16 protein-coding genes are annotated in these 23059 nt (G+C 63.7%); 6 read left to right on the forward strand and 10 right to left on the reverse strand.

The genetic code is table 11. The features are described from left to right. Window positions 1-103: 103 nt before the first annotated feature. On the reverse strand, window positions 104-1258 hold the full coding sequence (locus tag C486_RS12630) for a DUF4350 domain-containing protein (RefSeq protein ID WP_008456728.1): 1155 nt from the start codon (window positions 1256-1258) through the stop codon (window positions 104-106). A gap of 14 nt (window positions 1259-1272) precedes the next feature. Beyond that, window positions 1273-1551: a hypothetical protein gene (locus C486_RS12635; RefSeq protein ID WP_008456731.1), complete on the reverse strand. Its 279-nt coding sequence runs from the start codon at window positions 1549-1551 to the stop codon at window positions 1273-1275. 906 nt (window positions 1552-2457) lie between these two features. On the opposite strand from C486_RS12635, the gene ahbB reads away from it, so the two are divergent. Beyond that, window positions 2458-3498 (forward strand): siroheme decarboxylase subunit beta, encoded by a 1041-nt coding sequence (ahbB, locus tag C486_RS12640; protein ID WP_008456733.1) that lies wholly within the window; start codon window positions 2458-2460, stop codon window positions 3496-3498. Window positions 3499-4063: 565 nt separating this feature from the next. Here the strand turns inward: ahbB and C486_RS12645 are convergent. The 3 genes from C486_RS12645 to C486_RS12655 all read right to left on the reverse strand — a co-directional run bounded on the left by C486_RS12645 (window position 4064) and on the right by C486_RS12655 (window position 10427). Beyond that, the gene (locus tag C486_RS12645) at window positions 4064-5317 is read right to left on the reverse strand and encodes a Cdc6/Cdc18 family protein (protein WP_008456735.1); all 1254 of its coding nucleotides are present in this window, start codon (window positions 5315-5317) and stop codon (window positions 4064-4066) included. Window positions 5318-6098: 781 nt separating this feature from the next. Next, on the reverse strand, window positions 6099-9173 hold the full coding sequence (locus C486_RS12650) for an FAD-binding and (Fe-S)-binding domain-containing protein (protein ID WP_008456736.1): 3075 nt from the start codon (window positions 9171-9173) through the stop codon (window positions 6099-6101). A gap of 366 nt (window positions 9174-9539) precedes the next feature. Next, entirely contained in the window at window positions 9540-10427 is an 888-nt protein-coding gene (locus C486_RS12655; RefSeq protein WP_008456737.1) for a 3-hydroxyacyl-CoA dehydrogenase family protein, read from the reverse strand. Window positions 10428-10665: 238 nt separating this feature from the next. Between C486_RS12655 and C486_RS12660 the strand changes: the two genes are divergently transcribed. Next, entirely contained in the window at window positions 10666-11049 is a 384-nt protein-coding gene (locus C486_RS12660; RefSeq protein ID WP_008456739.1) for a hypothetical protein, read from the forward strand. Between the two features lie 53 nt (window positions 11050-11102). Next, window positions 11103-12245, forward strand: a complete 1143-nt coding sequence (locus C486_RS12665) for a thiolase family protein (protein ID WP_008456741.1) — start codon at window positions 11103-11105, stop codon at window positions 12243-12245. Between the two features lie 111 nt (window positions 12246-12356). On the opposite strand, the gene C486_RS12670 is transcribed toward C486_RS12665, so the two are convergent. The 4 genes from C486_RS12670 to C486_RS12685 form a co-directional block, all read right to left on the reverse strand. Next, window positions 12357-13496, reverse strand: a complete 1140-nt coding sequence (locus C486_RS12670; protein WP_008456745.1) for an acyl-CoA dehydrogenase family protein — start codon at window positions 13494-13496, stop codon at window positions 12357-12359. 132 nt (window positions 13497-13628) lie between these two features. Further along, on the reverse strand, window positions 13629-15182 hold the full coding sequence (locus C486_RS12675) for a long-chain-fatty-acid--CoA ligase (RefSeq protein WP_008456747.1): 1554 nt from the start codon (window positions 15180-15182) through the stop codon (window positions 13629-13631). A gap of 104 nt (window positions 15183-15286) precedes the next feature. Further along, window positions 15287-17470 (reverse strand): TRAP transporter permease, encoded by a 2184-nt coding sequence (locus C486_RS12680; RefSeq protein ID WP_049910528.1) that lies wholly within the window; start codon window positions 17468-17470, stop codon window positions 15287-15289. An 8-nt stretch (window positions 17471-17478) separates the two neighbouring features. Further along, window positions 17479-18519 carry a TAXI family TRAP transporter solute-binding subunit gene (locus tag C486_RS12685; protein WP_008456750.1) on the reverse strand — a complete coding sequence of 347 codons (1041 nt, stop codon included), beginning with the start codon at window positions 18517-18519 and terminating at the stop codon, window positions 17479-17481. A gap of 277 nt (window positions 18520-18796) precedes the next feature. Between C486_RS12685 and C486_RS12690 the strand changes: the two genes are divergently transcribed. Beyond that, complete coding sequence (locus C486_RS12690; RefSeq protein ID WP_008456752.1) at window positions 18797-19960, forward strand: acyl-CoA dehydrogenase family protein; 1164 nt, start codon at window positions 18797-18799, stop codon at window positions 19958-19960. A 176-nt stretch (window positions 19961-20136) separates the two neighbouring features. Beyond that, window positions 20137-20901: an IclR family transcriptional regulator gene (locus C486_RS12695; protein WP_008456754.1), complete on the forward strand. Its 765-nt coding sequence runs from the start codon at window positions 20137-20139 to the stop codon at window positions 20899-20901. 674 nt (window positions 20902-21575) lie between these two features. On the opposite strand, the gene C486_RS22660 is transcribed toward C486_RS12695, so the two are convergent. Further along, window positions 21576-21707, reverse strand: a complete 132-nt coding sequence (locus C486_RS22660; protein WP_008456756.1) for a hypothetical protein — start codon at window positions 21705-21707, stop codon at window positions 21576-21578. A 399-nt stretch (window positions 21708-22106) separates the two neighbouring features. Between C486_RS22660 and C486_RS12705 the strand changes: the two genes are divergently transcribed. Further along, complete coding sequence (locus tag C486_RS12705; RefSeq protein ID WP_008456758.1) at window positions 22107-22466, forward strand: hypothetical protein; 360 nt, start codon at window positions 22107-22109, stop codon at window positions 22464-22466. The last annotated feature ends 593 nt before the right edge of the window (window positions 22467-23059 follow it).

Raw genomic sequence — 23059 nt, forward strand, 5'->3', positions numbered from 1 at the left:
CTCCCTCGCGCCATCAGAGATGTGTATAAGAGACAGGTGTCCGGTCTGTCGGGTCGTGTCGGTCACGGTCGGCCTTCGCTTCCGCCGCGCGACTCGAGCCCGTTCAGTCGACGGTATCGCGGTCATCGTCGTCCCGACGGATACGGTTACCGTCCCCTCTCACGCGCTGGACACGGTTATCGCCCCACTCGAGGCGTCGCCGTCGCACGACCGCGTTCCGCTCCGCGTCGGACGGGTGGGGCAGCGAGGACGATGGCTGCGCCGGCTGTCCCATCCCCTCGCCCGGGTCGGCGCGTCGGGTGCGGTCGCCGAACAGCAGTTGCCGGGCGTGTACCCCGATCGACCGAGCGCGTTGCCCGGACGCTACCGCGATCGCGACGACGCCGCCGACGCCGAGCAGTACCTGGAGCGGTCGGGCGTCGCGTATCGTCAGGATCGCCGCAGCCAGCGGCGGGAGGTCGGCGGCGTGCGAGACGTCCAGCAGGACGCGGTCGGAATCGGCGTACAGCTCCCGAACGAACCGACCGTTGTCCGGTCGGTCGAGCATCGCGTTGATCACGAGGCTGGGATCGCCGACCGCGACGACCCGTCCCCGACCGACGTCCTCCACGGTCGCGACCGGATGGGTGCCGAGTTGGTCGCCCGGCTCGAGCGAATCATCCTCGGGGGTCAAATAGGCGAGATCGCTCGTCGTTGCGAGCACCGTCGTGTTCTCCGCTCCCGGTTCGATCGCCGTCGCGTAGTTGAGCGTCAACCGGTCGACCCCGTCGGTCAGCGAGTGGTTCTCGACGCCGGTCGCGACCGGCATCGCCGGCCCGCCGTCGTTCTCGTACTCGTCGCGTAGCAGGCGGCCGTCCGCGCGGGCCGTCGCACCGACGTCGGCCAGTAGCTCGTTCCCGTTCTCGCCGGCGTTCTCGAGGACGACGAGCGTCCCGCCGTTCTCGACGAACGTCCTGATCCGCGCGGCTTCCGCGTCGGTGTAGGAGCTCGCCGGTGCGACGACGAACGCGACCGTTCCGTTGGCGGCGGCTGTGTCGGCAAACGCCCCGTATCTCGTCGACTCCCGGACGAGTTCGCTCTCGACGCCGGGCTCGGCCGCGATCTCGTTGCGGAGGTCGGTCGTACCGTCCCAGGTGGGGTTGTGCGGGCTGAACGCCGCCGTGGATGTCGCCGCGACGATCACCAGCGCGACGACGGTCACCAGCGTGAGCGCGAACAGGAGGACGCGGGGCCAGACGAGTTCACCGTCGTCGACCATGCCGGCGTCCCATCTCATGGGATCACCTCCAGCGGAAGCACTGCGAGCAGCCGGCGGGCGACGAGCAGGGCGAACCCGATGACTCCGAGTACCGTGAGCCACCTCAGCCGCGACCGCCACCTCGGCGTCACGTTGCCCGGCACGGTGAGTTCGGTGACGACGAGCAACCCGATCAACGAACACGTGAAGAACAGTTCGGCGGAGAGTGAACCGAACACTGACAGGAGGAGTACCGTCGCTACCATCCAGGCGAGCTGTCCACGGACGAACCGCATCCGACGCGGGGTCGCCATTCAGCGTCCATTCGGCCTCGAGAGCTCTAACTATGTGGTGAGTACCGAGCGGTAGGGGGTCACTATTCCCAGCGGGTGCGACGCTGTCCGGGGTCCGAACAGGTGCGATTGCGACGCTACCCGGAGCCCTAACGGGCGCAATATCTCCCGACGTGGGTTCGTACTACGGCTCTCCTCGCATACTGACCGTGAGGGGAGCACGGATACGACCCGTCAGAGGATCACGGATACTAACTCGGTAATACTAGATGAAACGTCACACCCGTTTCCGGACGGCCCGCTGCTGAACGGGGGTGATCGATCGGATCGGCCAAGTATTACGAACATATGGATGTAAACCATCGGATAGTCGTCCGTCAGGGTCGCCTCGAGACCGGTTCGCGGGACTCGTCGGAACGGCCCCGCGCCGATGGAGCGGCTCGAAAGTCAGTGGCGGGGACTCGTCCATACTACCTGTAGACTGACCATTCTCTAGAAATAGTTTTTGTGTTATATTTCTGCGATCGGCTTTCTCCTGCTATCGACTCCCGGTCGGTTCCGTCCCGGCGTCGGCGGCGACCGAACTGGAACCACGCAGACTGACCGTTGATGAGCGCTATCGGGATGTGATTGTCTCGAGGGGTGGGCGGCTCGAGGCTATACGACTGATCAGCCCGATTATCTTCAATCTGCGGGTTCGGTTCTACCATACGTATTCTGACTATCTTTCTATTCTGGTAGTTCTGTAGGTGGCCGGTCCCTTGAATCAGTGGTGGCCCGTCACCCTCCTCGTCGTAATGGCGACACTGCCGAGCGCGGGACGAGCGTCGGCCTCCGCTATGGGCTCACACACTTTCCCGTGGTGTCCTGCGAGCCGACTCGAGCGGACCCGAAAGCGATACGGCCCCCTTCTCCCTAGAGCAACCAATGAGTACCCTGTCGGGGAACTGGCGAGAGGCCATCGACGACGTGGACGCGGCGCTGATCGACGGCTATCAGAGCGGCTTCCCGATCGAAGAACGTCCGTTTCGCCGCGTCGCTACCGACCTTGGAATCGACGAAGCGGCGGCAGTCGACCGCGTCCACACCCTGCGGGAGACCGGCATCGTCCGTCGGTTCGGTGCGGTCCTCAACCCGCCCGTCATCGGTTCGTCGACGCTCGCGGCGGTCCAGGCTCCCGCGGACCGCTTCGACGAGATCGCGACGATCATCAACGACTACCGGCAGGTCAACCACAACTACGCCCGCGACCACGAGTGGAACATGTGGTTCGTCGTCACCGCTGGCTCGCAGGACGCTCGCGACGAGATTCTCACCGACATCCAGCGCCGTACCGGCTGTGACGTTCTGCCCCTGCCGATGCTGACGGAGTATTACATCGACCTCGAGTTCCCCGTCGTCAACGGCGACCGCTTCGCACGCGAATCGCTCGCGGGGCGGCTGGACTCCGCCGCGACCCGAATCAGCGAAGAAGCGACGGGCGATCTCTCCGCGCTCGAAGCCGACCTCCTACTCGAGATTCAGGACGGGTTCCCGCTGTCGACGACGCCGTACCGCGATATCGCCGACGAGATCGGCTATACTGTTGCGGACGTGCTCGCGGCCGTCGAGCGACTGCTCGAGCGCGGCTGTATCAAGCGCATCGGCTGCGTGATCAACCACGTCGTGACCGGGTTCGACGCTAACTGCATGGTTGTCTGGGACGTGCCCGACGAGTCCCTCGACGAGTGGGGCGAGCGGGTGGGCGGGCTGCCGTACGTCACCCTCTGTTACCACCGGCCCCGCCGACCCGACCAGCAGTGGTCGTACAACCTGTTTACGATGATCCACGGCCGCGATCCCGAGGCCGTCGACGCGAAGATCGACGAACTCGCCGCCGACTACCTCCCCGTCGACCACGAGCGCCTGTACTCGACCGAGACGCTGAAACAGACCGGCGCACGCTACGACGAGCTGGTCGGTCGCTGAGTCGTCCGCCGCGGACCGGGCTTAGGAGTTATCGCCGAGCGCGGTCCGGTCTTGATCGTTGAGTTCGCCGCGCCCCGTCTCGAGCAGTCGCCGATGTCTCGGCTGTCGCTTCTTTCAGCGAGGGGGCTGTTGAAACAGGTCACGGTCCGGTCCGCGAGGCGTACCACAGCCACGCGTCGAGTGATATCGCTGGAGTACAGGCCGGAGAGCGGTTCCCGCCTCCGTTTCGGAACTCGAGACCCCAGCCGTCGAATGAAATTCGGTCCCGCCCAGCGAGTCGGATCGGGTGTCGGGCGCACTGGCTCGAATACCCCGGGCGTCGAATGTAAGTACGCAAAATCGTCCGATAGATGCTCTTGGAACGGGTTTTGCGAATCTGAGCACCCCAACCGTCGAGTGAACTGTGATAGCGAGACATGCCCCTCGAGCGGCGGGTGACCTGTCAGCCACCCCGGGTGTCGAGTGAAATCTCCCGAAAAACGGGTTCGGCCCACCGAGCGACTCCGACCGTCGAGTACGGGCCCGATCTAACGGACCACCCCGACTGTCGAGTGAATTCCAGCCGTTACGTTCGATCGAGTTCCGAAAACCGGTTGTCGTCGTGAATAACGGCCTGTACGACGGACGGGTCCTCCAGGAGGTAGTAGTAATTCGTCACGCCGCTACTGTACCCGCGTCCGACCCGCTCGGTCCGTCCGAGAATATCGAGGAAGACCTGCTCGTCGAGTTTATCGCTCATTCGGCGCTGGGAGAGCGTTTCGATTCCGAGCGCGCTATCCGACGTAATGGTCTGATACGTCTCGTAAATCTCGCGGGTCGCGAACTCCTCCCGGTCGCTGTGTTGCTCCGCGAGCAGCGACAGCGCGTATACGGACGCCTTGATTTGTGTCGGTTGCCCCTCGAGCAGTTGGGAAAACCGATCGATATCGGCTCTCTCTCGAGCGTTCCGTACGTGCTCTTCGGTGACTTCCTCGGCGTCTCCGTCCTTCGCCAGTTCGCCGGCGTTCCGGAGGATATCGAGTGCTTTCCGCGCATCGCCGTGCTCTTGGGCGGCGAACGCGGCACTCAATGGGATGACGTCGTCCGAGAGAACGCCGTCTCTGAAGGCATCCTCGCGGTTCGACATGATTTCGCGGAGTTGATTCGCATCGTACGGCGGAAACACGAACTCACGGTCTTGCAGGCTGCTGAGGATTCGTTCGTCGAGCGATTCCTTGAACGAGATCTTGTTGCTGATCGCGATGATCCCTACGTTACAGGAGTCGAGCTTTCCGGCTTCCCCCGCGCGGGACAGTTGCATAAGGATCTCGCTGTCCTGGAGTTTGTCGATCTCGTCGAGAATGATGATCGCGACATCGTAACAGTGGTCGAGAATCGACCAAAAGCGCTCGTAGTAGACATCGGTCGATAATCCGGTAACGGGGATGCTGATGCCCGTCTCTTCCGGGTCGTTCAGCGTTTGTGCCAGATTGATCACGACACGCGTTTCGGTCTTCGTCTGCGTACAGTCGACGTATGCCCGCCCCAGCTCGGTCCCGTTTTCGACCGAATACTGCTGAGCACTCCTGGTGACGTGTTTCGCGACGAGCGATTTCCCAGTTCCCGTTTTCCCATAAATGAGCGTATTACGAGGTGACTGGCCTTTCACCGCAGGATGAATGCTCGAGGCGACGTTCTTGATTTCGCTGTCCCTGCCGATGATCCGGTCCTCGTTCGGCACGAGATCGATATCGAGGAGCTCCTTGCGGCTGAATATCGGGTCCTCCGTCGCCCAGAAGTCCTCGAGGGACCCGTTTTCGCCATCGGTGCCGTCTTCCATACCCGTCACGTACCGATGGGGGTTATTTATAGACTGGTGATTCGAAGACACCAGCCGTCGGATGTAGAGTACGGAAATCGATGCAACGAGGGCCTGTATAAACGATACCATACAGCGGCTGATTATCCTCATGTCGAGTGAATTGGAGCGCACAGACGCAGGATGTACAGTCCGCGATCAGCGGCTGAGCATCCCTCTTGGAAACACGTCTCGTGGGCACGCAGTGAAACGTACTCCCACACCCCAGGTGTCGAGTGTAGGTGTCCGAGAAGATGCCGTAGAGTTCCTAATAGGCGAGTCTACGGATGCCCCCCTTTCTTATCCGAGTGGGAATATTAGTGGAGTACGGTTACAGTTTCTAGCTATTAGTTATAAATCTTTCCCACTTTAGTTCTCCCTATTTGATGCTATCCGCTCGTCCGATACCTAATTGCTGTCTGAACCGGCCGTAATCGGACGCTCCCCTAGCTATTCGACCATCTACACTCGACACCCGGGGTGCGCGTGCTATCTCAAATCCCAGATACATAATGATCGATCGAAACGGAGTGAGTGACGGGTGTGAGTGACGGACGTGAATTGACAGCTACAAGACACAGCAAGACACGACTGAGAGAGGCAGCAAAACACGATCGAGAAACGAAACACGTGATCATCGTCTCGAGTCAAAACGGCTACATCGCCGTGGTGCTCCATCGCCGCGGTATATGATCACACGGATACACCGCCACCGTTTCGAGTTACACGGCCGTCGATATCGGTTCCGTCTATCGACCGCCGGTCACTCGAGCGCGTCGGCGACGAGTTCGATCGGCGTCGGCGGCTCCGCCGGGGCGTCGGGTCTGTTCTCGAGTTGGGTCCGACAGGAGGCACCGGGGGCGACGACGCGGTCGCCCGCGCTGTCCGCGACCTGGTCGTACAGAATGCCGGCGATGGCGTCGCTCATCGAGGCGTGTTCGGACTCGTAGCCGAAACTGCCGGCCATGCCACAGCAGCCCGAATCGAGCGGGTCGACCGCGTAGCCGGCCCGCCGGAGGACGCCGACGGCGTGGTGATCCTTGGCCACCGACTTCTGGTGACAGTGGCCGTGATAGATCAGGTCGTCGGTCGCCGCACGCTCGTCGAACGCGATGGCCGCGTCCAGGCGGAACGTATCGACATACTCGCAGACGCCGTAGGTCGCGTCTGCGAGCGTCTCGGCGGCCGCCGAGGGAAGCAGATCGCGGTAATCGGACTGGAACATGACGGCATCGGAGGGCTCGATGACGACCACGTCCCAGCCGTTGGCCACCCGTGGTGCGAGCGCGTCGACGTTCTCGCGGGCGGCGTCTGCCGCCTGCTCGAGGAAGCCCTTCGAGAACGCCGGGCGGCCCGTATCGCCGAGGTCGTCGGGGACAGTGACGTGGACGCCGGCGGCCTCGAGCACGCGGACGGCGGCCCGTCCGGCCTCGGGATGGCTGTAGTTGGTGTAGGTATCGGGATAGAGGACGGCCTTGCGGGCGGCATCGGCTTCGCGCACGCGAGCGCCGCCTCGCGTCTCGAACCAGTCACGGAACGTCGTCCCGTGAAACGTCGGCAGCGGTCGGTCGGCATCGATGCCGAGGGTCACCTCGAGCACCTTGCGTGCGCCCGGAAGCTTCGGCAGGGCGTTCGAGAGCGGGGTGAGTTTGCTCCCCCATCGCGAGAGGCGTCCGACGTTGGCGAAGAGCCGATCCCGGAGCGTCGCGCCGTTTCGCTGGTGATACTCGTGGGTGACCTCGGCCTTGAGCTTCGCCATGTCGACTTCGCTCGGACAGTCGATAGCACAGCCCTTGCAGCCGATACACAGCCCCATCACTTCTTCGACGAATTCGTCGGAGACAGCCTCGCCGGGCTCGAGATCGCCGCTCATCGCCTGTCGGAGCGCGTTCGCCCGTCCCCGGGTCGCCGTGATCTCCTCGTGACTCGCCCGGTAGGTCGGACACATCACGCCGCCCGTCGTCTCCTGTTCGCCGCGACAGCCACCGCAGCCGTGACAGAGTTCGACCATCCCCTGCATGCCGTTGTCAGTATCCCACTCGAGGACGGGCTCGAAACCCGCATCGAACTCGTAGTCGGGATCGAACCGCAGGTTCTCCCGCAGGTCAGTGGGCTCGTCCTCGCGGAAGACGACCTGGCCCGGGTTGAGAAGCCAGTCGGGGTCGAACGCCGTTTTGAGGCTCTGAAACGTGTCCCAGAGCTCGTCGCCGTAGCGTTTCCGGTTCCACTGGGTGCGGGCCCGGCCGTCGCCGTGTTCGCCCGAGACTGACCCTCCCAACTCGACCACGAGGTCGGTCACGTCGTCCGCGATGCCGTGGAGTTGCTCGAGGCCGACCTCGGTCTTCGTGTTCACCAGCGGCCGGACGTGGAGCACGCCGGGGCCGGCGTGGGCGTAGAAACTGGCGTAGGTGTCGTGTCGTTCGAGGATCGCTTCGAACTCCGCGACGAACTCGGGGAGCTTCGCCGGCGGGATCGCGGTGTCCTCGATGAAGCTGATATGCTTCGCGTCGGTCGTCCGCGAGAGCAGGATCGGGAGGCCGGACTTGCGGAGCTTCCAGAGCTTCGCGCGCTCGGCCTCGTCGTAGGCCTCGAGCGCCTCGAGCGCGAGGGGATCGGCGTCGTTGGCTGGGGCGTCGTCGGCCGGCTCCCCCGCCGGCGTCGCCGACGGCACGCGGTCGGCCAGCAGGCCCGCGACCTGCTTCTCACCGTGGGCCGTCTCCTCGGCGTAGAACTCCACGAGCAGGACGGCGTTGGTCCCGGCGGGCAGCATCTCGGTGACTGGCCCGAACTCCGCGGTATCGCGCGCCAGATCGAGCAACACGTCGTCTAGCACCTCGACCGCCGCGGGGTCGTGTGCGAGGATCGGCTCGACGTCCCGCATCGCCTCATGGAGGTCGCGGTAGCACAGCAGGGCGACGGCCTTCGTCTCGGGGACCGGCTCGAGCGAGACGGTCGCTTCGGTGACGATCGCTAGGGTTCCCTCGCTGCCGGCGAGCAGGCGCGCGAGGTTGACAGTCCCCGGCTCGCCGGTGTCTTCACCGCCGGGAAGGTCCTCGCCGCGGGCCTCGGCGACGAGCCGGTCGAGGTTGTAGCCGGACACGTTGCGCTTGAGATCGGGATACGTGTCCGCGATGCGATCCGCATCCTCCGCGAGGATACGCTCGACCGCGGCGTAGATTCGGCTCTCGAGGTCGCCGTCGGGGTCGGCCCGATCGCCGATCTCCGCGACGGTGACCTCGCCGAACCGGGTCACGGTGCCGTCGGCGAGGACGACTTCGACCCCTTCGATATAGGCGTCGGTTTTGCCGTACTGCAGCGAGTGCGACCCGGTCGAGTTGTTGCCGATCGCGCCGCCGATGGCGCTCTTGTCGCCCCACGCGGGATCGGGTGCGAACTTGAGATCGTGGGGTGTGAGGGTCTCGTTGAGCGTCCCGAGGATCGTCCCGGGCTGGACCGTCGCGGTCCGGGCGTTTGGATCGATCTCGAGGATGTCGTTCATGTACCGCGTGAAGTCGAGCACGACGGCCCGGTTGACCGTCTGCCCGGCGAGGCTCGTCCCGCCACCTCGCGGGAGGACCGGAATCCGCCGTTCCGCACAGTACTCGAGGATGCCCGCGACGTCGGCGGTCGACTCGGGGAAGGCGACGGCGATCGGCGTCCGCTCGTAGGCGCTCGCATCGGTCGCGTACAGTTCGCGGGAGTAGGAGTCGGCCCGGACCTCGCAGTCGCCGACCGTCTCGAGGTCAGCGACCAGGGCCGGGCGATCGACGTCGTCGCTCCGATAGTCGTAGTTCGCTCGCCGGTCGGCGGCCGGGTCGGCGCTCGGCTCCAGGGACATACCTCACCCTTACGCAGGCGCAGCTAAAAGTACCCGCGTTCCGACGATTCGTCGCGGCTCTCCCGCGCCATATCGGAGTCGTCTACCCGGGCATCGGACCCGTCATATCGCTCGGCGGGAAACGGTGATGGCCGGCTGGCGGATCTCGAACCACCCGGCCGATACGCGAGCGTTTCGATGCCCGCGACGATGACCGAATCCGAAAGTGGCCCCGTCGTTTTTCCACGTGCGCCCCCGGGGCCGCCGCCCGACCGGCGGGCGGTATCCCTTCTACCCGCGGCGTCGAAACAAACGATTTGCCTAACTAGTTGGGGATACACTTCGTGACGAACCCGTCCCGTAACGCGGCGACCGACGACGGCAGCGTTACGCGTCGTCGCCCCACTCGCCGCTCATGCCGACGCGCTCGCCGTCTTCCCAGACGTAGTAGCCCTCGCCGGTCTTCTTGCCGAGCTTGCCCGCACGGACCTTCCGGCGCAGTGACTGGGGTGGCTTGAACCGCTCGCCGAGCTCTTTGCGGAGGTGTTCCGCGATGTGCAGACGAACGTCCAGCCCGACGTGGTCGGTCAACTCGAGGGGGCCCATCGGGTGGCCGTAGCCGATCGACATCCCCTCGTCGATGTCGGCCGGGCTGGCGACGCCCTGCTCGACCATCCGGATCGCCTCGAGCCCCAGCGCCAGTCCCAGCCGAGACGTGGCGAAGCCGGCGGTGTCCCGAACGACCACGTCCTCCTTGTCGATACCCCGGACGTAGTCGACGGCGAACGCCTCGGTCCGCTCGTCGGTCTGCTCGGCGATGACGATCTCGACGAGGTCCATGATATGCGGCGGGTTGAAGAAGTGCAGCCCTACCGCCCGCTCGGGATGCTCGAGGGCGCTTGCCATCTCGGTCACCGACAGCGAGGATGTGTTCGACGCGATGACCGTCTCCTCGCTCGCCGCGTCTTCGATGTCCGCGAAGACCTCCTGTTTGAGGTCCATGTCCTCCGGTACCGCTTCGACGACGAGGTCGGCGTCCGCGACCGCGCCGGCGAGGTCGGTCGTCCCCTCGATGCGCTCGAGGGTCGCTTCCATCTCGTCCGCGGTGAGTTTGTCCCGGTCGACACCGCCCTGGAGGTTCTCGCGGATTCCCTCGAGTCCGTCTTCGACGAGGGGCGCTTCGATGTCCCGCAGGACCACGTCGTGGCCCGCCATCGCGGAGACCTGTGCGATTCCGTGACCCATGCTACCGGCTCCGAGAACTGCGATTCGCATGTGTGGGGCCACAGCGGAAACGGTCAAAAGCGTTCCCGTTCGAACAACTGCGCCCCGTGGCCGCGCCCCGTCTCGTCCCTTCCATCCGCGAACACAGCGCGTGCCGTCGGCCGTGCTCGAGTCCGACGAGGGATGAGCAGCGGACAGGACGGTATGACCACGCACCGCTTCGCAAGCACGTATCCGGAGCACGAACAATCAAACGAAATATGTGTTTGCAGGAGCTATTTGAGCACGGATGATTGTCCCGCGCCGACTCCGAACGCTCGTCACAGTCGGCGTCTACGCCCTTTTCATCTTTATCCCTGGATTCGGGCTCGTAGCGGAGCCGACCGACGTACTGGTCGCGCTTCCGATCGGCTGTGGCTCACTGCTTCTCGTCCATGCAGTGACGACGAATCAACTCGACGAACTCGGGTATGCGATCATGGGCCTGTACGCAGCGCTTCTCCTCACCTCAGTGAGTCTCAGTCTCATGTCCGTGATCGCTCCTAATGTCGTTCCGTCCGATCTCGTCGGGACAACGGGACCGGTCGGCGTGACAACCGTACTGGTCGGCGGCTATCTGCTCGCGATGCGAGAACACGGGCTGCAGACGGTGCCGCCGCGCCACGGGAACTGAAAGCACCGCTCGAACGGAGCTCCTTTAGTGTCGGAGCGAGTCAGTCAGTACCAATGAGCGATCGCCAGCCAGTCGTCGTCCAGGCAGTCAGAACGCCGCAAGGGAAACACGGTGGCGTCTTCGCCGAAACCGGCAGCGAGGAGCTGTCGGTCCCGCTCGTCGACGAGCTGCTCGAGCGCACGGGCCTCTCGGGCGAGGACGTCGACGACATCCGGTGGGGGTGTGCCAAGCAGGTCAACGAGCAAAGCAACAACATCGCGCGGGTGATCGCCCTCCTGTCGGACTTGGGCGAGGGCGTCCCCGGTACTACGATCGACCGGCTCTGTGCCTCCTCGGCGGAGGCGATCATGAGCGCCAGCGACGCGATCCGGGCGGGCCAGCGCGATGTCATCGTCGCCGGCGGCGTCGAGAACATGTCCCGCAACGAGCGCCGGAAGGGGATCGACTCCTACGACGGCATCGCCGAGCAGTACGACGCGGCCGGGCTCGCGATGGGCCAGACCGCCGAAACCGTCGCCGAGGAGTTCGACATCAGTCGGGACCAGCAGGACGCGTACGGCGCGCGCAGCCAGCAACGGGCCTGCGAGGCCACCGCGGCGGGCGCGTTCGACGCGGAGATCGTCCCCATCGAGACGGCGGACGCGCTCGTCGAGGAGGACGAAGGCCTCCGCCCCGGAACGACCAAAGAGACGATCGCCGACCTCCCGCCGGCGTTCCGCGAGGAGGGCACCGTCACCGCCGCCAACGCTTCGCAGGTCTCCGACGGCGCTGCCGGCGTCCTCATTACGAGCCGCGAGTTCGCCGAACGGGAGGGCCTCGAGATCATGGCCGAGGTCGAGGACCACAACGTCGCCGGCGTCGACCCGACGATCATGGGGATCGGTCCGGTCCCCGCAGTCCGGGATATCTGGGATCGAAACGGCCGGTCGGCCGACGACTACGATCTCGTGGAGCTTAACGAGGCCTTCGCCAGCCAGACGATCTACTGCCGGGACGAACTCGGCTTCGATGACGACCGGGTCAACGTCAACGGCGGCGCGATCGCCATCGGCCACCCGCTCGGTGCGTCGGGCGCTCGCCTCCCTGTCACGCTGATCCACGAACTGCAGCGTCGGGGCGGCGGCCTCGGCCTCTCGACGATGTGCGTCGGCTACGGGCAGGGTGCGGCGATCGAGTTCCGTGTTCCCGAGCCGTAGGCTCGAGTCGGCAGTCGATCGCGTCTCGGCCCCGAAACCGACGGCGGCCGTCGGGACGGGGTACTGTCCGACACCAGGCCGTCTCCGTCCGACGGGCTCGCTCGCGGCCGATTAGAGGATCTGGTCGGCGATGATGTTCTTCTGGATCTCGCTGGTACCCTCGTAGATCTTCGTGATGCGGGCGTCGCGGTAGTAGCGCTCGGCGGGGTAGTCCGTGACGTAGCCCGAGCCGCCGTGGACCTGAATCCCCTCGTCGGCGACTTCGACTGAGATCTCGCTCGCGAAGTACTTCGCCATGCTCGAGTACTGCGCGGCGACGTCCTGGTTTTCCTGCTCGACCTGGGTCGCGGCGCGGTAGGTCAGCGAGCGAGCGGCCTCGACCTTGGTGGCCATCTCGGCGATCTTGTGCTGGATGGCCTGGAAGTCCGAGATCTTTTGGTCGAACTGCTCGCGCTGGGTGGCGTACTCGATGGCGGCATCGAGTGCACCCTGGGCGGCACCGACGGCCTGAGCGGCGACGCTGGTCCGGCCGGAGGCGAAGAACTCCATCAGCTGGTAGAAGCCCTTGTCGACCTCGCCGATGACGTTCTCCTCGGGGACGCGAACGTCGTCGACGACGACCTCCGCGAGGTCGGAGGCGCGAATACCCAGCTTGTTGGTGATCTTGTCGGTCTCGATGCCGTCGCGGTCCATCTCGACGAGGAAGGCGGTGATGCCCTTGTGGCCCTCGCCGGGGCTGGTCTTGGCCATCAGGACGCCGACATCGGCGACGGTGCCGTTGGTGATCCACATCTTGTTGCCGTTGAGGACGTACTCGTCGCCGTCCTTCTCGGCGACCGTCTCGATGCCGGCGACGTTCGAGCCGTGGGCGGGCTCGGAGATCATCGAACAGGAGGCGGTCTCCCCGTTGGCGATTTTGGGCAGCCACTCCGCTTTCATCCAGTCGTCCCCGAACTCGATGATCATGTCCGTTCCGAAGCCGGCGGAGCCGACGGCCGAGCCGATACCGGGGTCGGCACGCCAGAGCTCTTCGGTGACGATCGTCGAGGAAATCTTGTCCATCCCGGCACCGTCGTATTCGATCGGGATGTTCGGCGCGACGAAGTCGTATTCAGCGGCCTTCCTGCGCAGTTCTTCGGGATACTTGTGCTCGCGGTCGTGTTCCTCGGCGACCGGTTTCAGCTCGTTTTCGCCGAATTCGCGGACGGCGTCACGGATCGCCTCGTGCTCGGCGGACAGCTGGAATACCATATCGTTTGCTTGGTGTCGTCTTACAAAGTAGCTTCGGATACACCCGACATTTGTTTCTGTTAATCCTGTCGCTGTGTCGACTGCGCAGCGGAAACGGATCGGCGTTCGATGCGGTCCCGGAACCCGCAATGCCTACTCGTCGCGGAGTTCGAACTTCTGGACCTTGCCGGTCGTCGTTCGGGGAAGCTCCTGGACGAACTCGACTTCGCGGGGGGGTTTGTACTCCGCGAGGTTCGTCAGGCAGTACTGTTTGATATCTTCTGGGGTCGCGTCGGCGTCGGGTGTGGGGACGATAAATGCCTTGACGGTCTCCCCGCGGCGGTCGTCCGGAATCCCGACCACTGCGGCGTCGGCGACGTCCTCGTGTTCGAACAGCAACTCCTCGACTTCGCGCGGATAGACGTTGTAGCCGCCGGTGACGATCATGTGCTTCTCGCGATCAACGATGTAGAAGAAGTCGTCCTCGTCCCAGTAGCCGATGTCTCCGGTGTGGAACCACCGCTTGCCGTCCGCCTCGGTAAACGCCTCCTCGTTGGCCTCGGGGAGCCCGTAGTACTCCTTCATCACGTTGGGGCCGTGGATGACCAACTCGCCCGTGATCTCGTGGAGGTCAGCCGCCTCCTCGTCGATCGGTCCCTCCGCGACGCGGGGTACTTCCTCGAAGTGCTCGTCTACGATCTTCGCCTCGACGCCCTCGAGCGGTTGCCCGATGCTGCCCTTCCGACGCGCGTCGTTCGTGTTGGCGTGGGTGACCGGACTCGTCTCGGTCAGGCCATAGCCCTCGTTGAGTTGGACGTCCCACAGCTCCTCGAACCGGTCGAGGACCTCGAGCGGGAGACTCGCGCCCCCGGAGTTGGCAAAGCGCAGCGCCTCGAACTCGTACTCGGCGGCATCGGGCTGGTTGATCATGTCGTTGAACATCGCGGGAACGGCGAACATGATCGTGATCTCGTCGTCCTCGAGTTGGTCCATGACCGTCGGGGCGTCCCACTCGGGCACGGGGTAGTAGGTCCCGCCGCTGTACATCGCACCGTTCATGACGACGGACATGCCATAGATGTGGAACAGCGGAAGCGTGCCGATGAGCCGGTCGGACGCTTGGAACCCGCCCGGCGGGACGCTGGCGTTGGCCCGCGTCGTAAAGGCCAAATTGTGGTGGGTCAACAGAACGCCCTTCGGCGTGCCGGTCGTCCCCGAGGTGTACGGCTGGACCGCGACATCGTCGTCAGCACGCTCGACGATCGCTTTGGTGTCGTCCGCGAGGAAGTCGTCGAACGCGGTGGCACCCTCGACGGCTGCCCCCACGCTGATCACCTGTTCGACCGCGGTGTCGTCTTGCACCTCGAGAACGTTGGGGACGAGGTCCGCCAGCGAGACGACCGCTTTCGCCCCGCTGTCGCTCAGCATGTGGCTGATCTCGCGGGCCTTGTACTGGGGATTCATCGGGACGATGATCCCGCCGGCGCGGAGCGTGCCGTAGAAGGCGGTGACGAACTGCGGCAGGTTCGGGAGATAGACTCCGACGCGGTCGCCCTCGCCGATGCCGCGGTCCTCGAGCGCCTGTGCGAACTGCCCCGCTCGCTCCCAGAACTCCTCGTAGGTCCGTTCGGACCCCTGATACGCGATCGCGGCCGAATCGGGGTTCGCTTGCACGGTCTCGCCGACTTCCCTCACGAGATTTGTCATACCTTGTGTATGGTTGTCTGAGGCCCACAAAAGGGTTGTTACTCGGTAATTACATTTACTTCGGTTGTTCCCGAAACCGGGAGCGATACCCGGTCGCGGAGCGGTTAGTCGAGGGTCGATGTGTCGGGATGGGGCCCAGATTCGGGGTCGGTCGGTCGCTCATAGCCGACGACGTATCGAGCGTGTGCCAACACGCCGACGATCGCAGCCGCGGCAACGATTTGGACCCCGACGTGGACGATCGAGCCGAACATCGCACAGAGCGTGGCAGCGATGTAGAGGCCGCGGGCCGGTGCCGAGAGTTCTCGAGCCCCGTCGAAACCGATCGTCGCGACAATCAGGCCGACGGTGCCGGCGAGTACCACGGGGAAGGCGATGAGGGTCTCCCGTGACCAGTAGATCAGACTCTCGTTCGCGATGAACGCATAGGGAATGACGAATCCGGGAGCGCCGAGTCGAAGCGCCTGTTTACACGAATCGAGGAAGTTCGCGCCCGCGATTCGCGATCCGATGGCGACCGAAATCGCGACCGGTGGAGTGATCGCCGACAGCATCGCGAAGTAGAACACGAACATGTGCGTCGCGATCGGTGGTGTTCCGAGCTCGGTGATCGGTTTCGCGACCAGAATGGCCACGAGGATGTACGCCGCGGGTGTCGGCATCCCCAGCCCGAACAGGATACTGGCGATCATCGCGAGGACCAACACGACGAACAGTCCCCCGCCGAAGCCGAGCAGACTCACGTCGCCGAGGCTAACGATCGATGTCGCAACGCGGGCCGTCAGTCCCGTCCCCTCGAGCAGTTTGACGATCACGCCCATGGCCGCGAGGACGCCGACCAGCGGTGCCATGTCGACGCCGCCCTGTTTGAACCCGTCGACGGTCTGCTTGCTCGTCGCGACGAGGTTCCCAAGCAGGTCGTCGCCCCGTACTTCTCGACCGAGGATTTCGGCTGTCACTTCGTCAGAACCGATGCCGACGACACCGACGACGAAGTTCCGAACGAACATCACGCCGACGATCGCGAAGATCGTATTCATGCCTGCTGACAACGGTGTGTACCGCAAATAAACGAGCGTGTACAGGAGGACGCCCATCGGGACCGTGAAGTGGATCCCTTTGAGGAGGAGTCGCCACCTGAACGACGAGAGGTCGTTCGAGATCCAGCCGAACTTGAGGATCGTGAAATGAACCGCGAGACAGACGCTGAAGTAGAACAGCGCCGCCGGAATGATCCCCGCCCGAACGATGTCCAAATACGGGACCTGAACGATGTCAGCCATCAGGAACGCGGCCACGCCCATCACCGGCGGCAGCATCTGGCCGCCCGCGGAGGCGACCGCCTCGATCGACGCGGCGATGTCGTCGCTGACGCCCTGATCTTTGATCATCGGAATCGTGAAACTGCCCGTCGTCGCGGTGTTTGCCGCCGCACTCCCGGTGATCGAGCCCATGATCATACTCGAGATGACGGCGATCTGGACGACGCCGGTCCGGAGGCTCGTCCCGAGTTCCGTCCCGATCTCGCGGACGAACTCCATCAATCCGAACGCCTTCGCGATCCCGGCGAACATGATGAAGATCGCGACCCACGTCGACCCGATACCCATGAGCGTCTCGTGATAGACGCCACTGATCCCGATCGCGCCGTTCTCGGCGATCTGTTCCCAGCTTTGTCCCGAGTGCTGGAAGACGCCGAACAGTCGTGGACCGACTGCAGCATGGGCGTACGCGATCGCCGCGACGGCAACGGCCGCGATCACGGTCCCGAACGCCCGCCGAGTGGTATCGATCGCCAGCGCGATCAGGACGACGCCGACGAGGTGATCGGTGGTGGTGTAGCCGAGGATATATGCGTCCTCGTCGAGCCGCGTGAAGTTCGTGTAGACGTGATACATCGTGAGCAACGCCACGACCGCGAGGGCGAGGGCGGCGTACGGATCGATCCGCTCCCAGGCCCGCCGCACTCGCTCGAGTCCATCGCCGGCGCTTCCGCCGGTCGTCGAGGAGTCCGCTGCGGCGAAATCACCGTCGGCGTTCTCGTTGCGGAACGTTCTGTGAGCGTAGTCGAGGTAGTACAGCGCGATCCCAATGCCGAAGAAGAGGATCATGTACCGTGCGTCCCGCTTTATCCATCCTGGTTCCGGGACGAGTCCGCTGAGGGGCCACCCGCCTACGAGGGACACGGCGTACACGACAGTGTATCCCGTTAGGATGACCCCCAATCCATACACGAGGAGCCCGAGGGCAACCTCGAATCGCCCACGCTCGGAATATGTATCAGACATCGGTCCCGTTAGTTACCGCCGTCGGCGATGAAGAACCACGGCAGATCGTAGAAGTGGACGATCTGTGCCATCTCGAAGTCGAGTGCACTGTAGTTGCCAGCCCCGTCTTGGACCTCCTGTGCCGACCAGTTCTGGATGTACACCATCTCGGCGTCCTCCTGGTCGAGCGCACCGAGGTTGGCCTCGGTTCCCTGGCTGGTCTGGGCCTCGACGAACAGGTCGTCGGTCCCGTCGTTGACGGCGCTGGCCATCCCCTGGTTGGCGGTGTATGCCGTTGTCGTCGATGTCGATGTCCGCATCCGAACGTTGGTGTCACCGGTGGCTCCGCCGCTTGCGCTGCCGCCGGCGCGCTCGAACTCGTCGCCCCAGATGCCGATCTCCTCGTAGAAGTCGGCCGCGGCGTCATGGAAGGGCACTCCGTCATACATGTTTTCGATCCAGAACTCCTCGTCCTCGTAGGTAGCCAGGACACCGTTGTATTCCGCCAGTTCCTGTTTCTGTTCGTACAGCGTCTCGAGGAACGTATAGACCGTATCGTACTCGAGGTCGGCCCGGGAGACGAAGTTGTACGCGAAGGTCGGCGCGGGGACCTCGTCGGGGGCGTCGACGTTGTCGATCTGGCCTGTCTCGGCCGGCTGAATCAGCAGCCGGTCGTCGTCGTTCCAGGCTTGCTCGGTCTCGTCGGTCACATCGAGCACGCGGAGATCGTCGACCGTACTCGCCGTCTGCTGGAGCCAGCTGGGAACGATCGAGAAGTTCATCAGCGTCCCGACGCCGACATCGAGTTGGTTCTCGTTGATCGCGTTGCCCTGTTCGCCGTAGCTCGTACTCGCACGATCGTAGCCGTCGGTTGCATGCTCCAGCGCACGCTCGAGTGCCGGAGCGGTTCCCGACCCCGTCGGCGTCGGCGACACCGCCGTATTCTCACCGATATCGGAGAGGGTCTCGAGGTTCTGACCGCTACCGCTGTTCGTCTCACCGCCGATACAACCGGCGAGAGCCGTTGTGGCTCCAACACCAGTGGCTGCGAGGACTGATCTGCGAGTCATGCTCCTATCCGTGAACTTGTGCCTGTTCGCCATGCCACATTCCTTCATAGTTTCGTATTATAATACTTCCGCTATCAGTCGATCCGCCGCCGGCCGAGATATGAGACGACCAGAACCGAGCCACACCGAACTCTAACCGACCGGTCTGGGATGCGGACTATCCCTCAGAGCACTACGCGTTATCCGTCCACGGACGGCCGCCCGATGCCATCTCGCTGACCGGTCATGTGACAACTAGTATCGCAATACCTATTGTGCCATTTGCATACGTCTAGGTATGCTGGATTTCGTTCAGCTCGAGGCAGACCTCGGCCAAGAAGAGCGGATGATCCGGGACACGGCCCGCGAATTCGTCAACGAACACGTCAAGCCCGACATCGGCGAGCATTTCGAACAGGGGACGTTCCCCAAGGAACTCATTCCGAAGATGGGTGAGCTCGGCTTCTACGCCCCCAATCTCGAGGGCTATGGCTCGCCGAACGTCTCGGAGACGGCCTACGGCCTGTTGATGCAGGAACTCGAGGCGGGCGACTCGGGGCTGCGATCGATGGCGTCGGTGCAGGGTGCGCTCGTCATGTACCCGATCCACGCCTACGGGAGCGAGGAACAGAAAGCGGAGTGGCTGCCGGAGATGGGCCGCGGCGAGGCGATCGGCTGTTTCGGCCTCACCGAACCCGAACACGGCTCGAACCCGTCGGCGATGGAGACCCGCGCCGAGCGTGACGGCGACGGCTACGTCCTGAACGGCTCGAAGACGTGGATTACGAACTCGCCGATCGCCGACGTTGCGATCGTCTGGGCCCGCGACAAATCGACCGCGGACGATCCCGTTCGCGGGTTCCTCGTCGAAACCGACCGCGACGGCGTCACGACCAACAAGATCGACGACAAGCTCTCGCTGCGGGCCTCGATCACGGGCGAAATCGGACTGAACGACGTCCACGTGCCCGAGGAGAACGTCCTCCCGGGCGTCGAGGGGATGAAGGGGCCGCTGTCCTGTCTCACGCAGGCTCGCTACGGCATCGCCTGGGGTGCGGTCGGCGCGGCCCGGGACTGCTTCGAGGAGGCCCGCCAGTACGCGACGGATCGCGACCAGTTCGGCGGCCCGATCGGTCGGTTCCAGCTCCAGCAGCGCAAGCTCGCGGAGATGGGGACCCAGATCACGCTGGCGCAACTGCTGGCCCACCGACTCGCCGAACTCAAAGAGCGCGGTGAGATGCGACCACAGCACGTCTCGATGTCGAAGCGAAACAACGTGCGGATGGCCCGGAACCAGGCCCGGATCGCCCGGGAAATGCTCGGCGGGAACGGTATCACGACGGACTACTCGCCGATGCGTCACATGTCCAACATGGAGACGGTCTACACCTACGAGGGCACCCACGACATTCATACGCTCGTTCTCGGCGAGGAGTTCACCGGCATCCCCGCCTACCGGTAACCACCGACCGTTCGAACCCCTTTCCGCTTCTCGATCGCGTCCGTCTTCCGCACTCAGCGCCCAGCACGTCCGCTCGCCCCACCGGGCCGAGTCGAATCCGGAACGCCCGTTCCGCTCGGTGACATCCGAATCCCAGTATCCGGAACATTGATTGCGACGTGCGAAGAGTGTCGCGTATGGGTACGGATGGGGACGAGACCGGCGGAACGGGCGTCTCGACGACGCGGAAAACGTTTGCACTCCTCGAGGCGCTCAAAGACGAAGAGGGCGTCACGATCGCGGCGCTCACCGAGCGGACGGACCTCCCAAAGAGCACCGTCTACCGTCACCTCCAGACGCTGACCGATCTGGGGTACGTGATCGAGCGCGACGGGGCGTACTACGTCGGTTTCCGCTTCGTCGAACTCGGCGAGCAAGCCCGCTCCCGGAAAGTGGGATACACGGCGGCCAAGCGAGCCGTGTTCGAACTCGGTCAGGAGACGGACGAACGAGCGGTGTTCATCGTCGAAGAGGCCAGCGAGGCCGTCTACGTCCATCGCTACGGTAGCCTCTCGAACACGATGATCGGCCACCGGCGGCCGCTGCACTCGATGGCATCGGGCAAAGTCATTCTCGCAGAGTGGGACGACGCCGCGGTCGCCGACTACATCGACGACATCGGCCTCGAGACGATCACGCCGAACACGATCACCGATCCCGACGCGCTGTTCGACGAACTCGAGCGAATCCGCGGTCGGGGATACGGGGTAAACAATCAGGAACACATGGAAGGGCTTCGCGGGGTTGCCGTCCCGGTCTATACGCCCGACGACGACTTCCTCGGGTCGCTGGCCGTCTTCGGACCGACCAGTCGATTCAGCGACGACTACGTCCACGACGAACTTCCGACGCGACTGCGGAACAAAGCCGGCGAGATCAAGGTGACCCTCGCCTACGGCTAACCGGCCCGCGAGTATCGGTCGCGGCCATCCTCGTCCAGCCGAGCGTTTCACCGACCGAAACGCGGACGGCGAAAACCGATCGCCCAGGTCGATGGATGCTCGTCCCACGGCGCTTCTTTTGCCGCGCGGAACCTCTGTTCCAGAATACGGCCGAGCGGTTTCGCATACTGGAATAGCGTTTCATACTGGAACGTTGTTTCCTCAATTCTCGTCCGCGCGTAACGGCGCAGTCGATTCCGAGCCACCGGCCGTGTTTCCCCGTCGAGATCCGTGCTCAACTGCCTATCTGCAGTGTATGTCCGGTACTTGTCTCGAGATCCAGTCACCGTTCTCGGAACAGTGTTCCGCTCCCATTCCAGGAGGGCTAATTACCACAAAATATTACGATTCGATCCGTTAGTTGGGGTGTGAAGCTCGGCGACCGATCGACTCGGCTATCCGGACCCGTCCCCTCGACCGGACCCGACCGAGGGTTTATGAGTCAACCCGCGGCCAACGGTGGTATGTCGGATCATCTCCGACGATCGCGACGGATAGTTCTCCGAACAGTCGGTGCCCTGGGTACGGGAGCGGTCACCGCAGTGACGACTGCCGGCGTGACATCCGGACAGTCCGCCGACCGACCCGATCACGCGACGACCCCGAGACGTGGGCGACCACGCTCTCGAGGGGCGTCATCGTCGGCCGATGGCGGGATCGGCGATCGCCTCGATGGCACCGATCTGTACATCGGTGTCGTCGACCGCATCGTTGACGGGGAGCACGTCGTCCTCCTGTTGGAAGACGGCGAATCGGTCGTCGAGCAACTCGTGCTACCGGTCGACCGCTTCGCTACTATCGCGCCGGACGACATCCTGCTGGCTGTCGCTACGGACGGTCAGTTGCATGCGTCCCGACGCGTTCCCTCGAAACCGAACGGGTGTCCCGATCCGGATTTCCAACGGCTCCCGTCCGACGGGTGAGACGACCACCACTCGACTATCGTTCCAACTGCAACGGGTCACACTGATCGCACAGCGGTCGTGCGATCAGGTGTGCAGTGATTCAGTGGCTACCATAGCCGGCCACCGCGGTGCGTCCGTCCGCTCTCGGATCCGGTCACTGCCGGTCGTGTCTTGCCGCTATCGATGGGTGTGACCCAATTACACTGGCCGGAACCAGCAAGTACAACGCGTAATGCTCGGTGTCGCCTGGATCGAACTACGATGACGGAACCATCCCCGCTCGAGATCGGGTTCGATCGGCCGGGTCCCGCCAGCCTCCGCGCCGCGTTTTTCGGCGTCTGGTTCGTCGATCTCGTCGCGACGATCCTGTTCTTTACCGTCCCGTACGCGGCCGAACTGAATCCCATGACGGTTTTCCTGTACGATCTCTTCGGGCTCGTCGGCGTCGTTTTCGCCGCTCTCATCTACGCCGGATTCGTGATCGGTATCGGTCACGTCCTCTCGAGGCCGTTCGATGTCGGTTTCGTACTGGCCGTCGTGGTCCTGTACACCCTCTTCGCGAGCAACAACGTCGTTCTCCTGGTCTCTCGCGAGTCGTTGCTCGCACCGATCGTGCCGTAATCGAAATGCGTTCGCGGCCGACCCGTTCGGTCGCGGTGTGACCCGAAGCGAACGGTCCGCGATCGGACAGCCACGACCGTGTCGGTGGTGCTCGTCGCCGGTTCGTCGATGGACGACGACCCGCAGGATCGACGCGTTCACGACTGCTGCCGTCGCCGCCGAATCGATGCCCCACTTTACAACAGTATCTTTGTAATTAATGGCTTGCCCGACGCAGTCGATACGGGACCGACCGTTCTCGAGAGGCAATCGGGATCATCGGAGACTGCCGAACCCGATCCCCCGTGTCCCGCCGTCATGGCCCTCGCCAATATGATTTTCACCCGTCACGTATATAGTTGATACTGGAGCATATCGCACGCTTGTTTGAATACGTATGAATATATGCCGACTGAGCTTCGACTGCCGTTCTGCTTCACTATCGTTTCTAACTGGTCGGTACAAGGACTCTTCGGTGGTGATTCGTTAGGACGGTGTGAAAACGAACACTAAAACCGACTCGCCCTCTTTACGCCGTTCCACTGCGATAATTGGACGGCCCGAGCGACGGAAAACCGCCAACGCCGTCGAAATCAACTTCTTACGGCTCGGAC

Source organism: Natrinema gari JCM 14663 (genome assembly GCF_000337175.1).
Taxonomy (GTDB): Archaea; Halobacteriota; Halobacteria; order Halobacteriales; family Natrialbaceae; genus Natrinema; species Natrinema gari.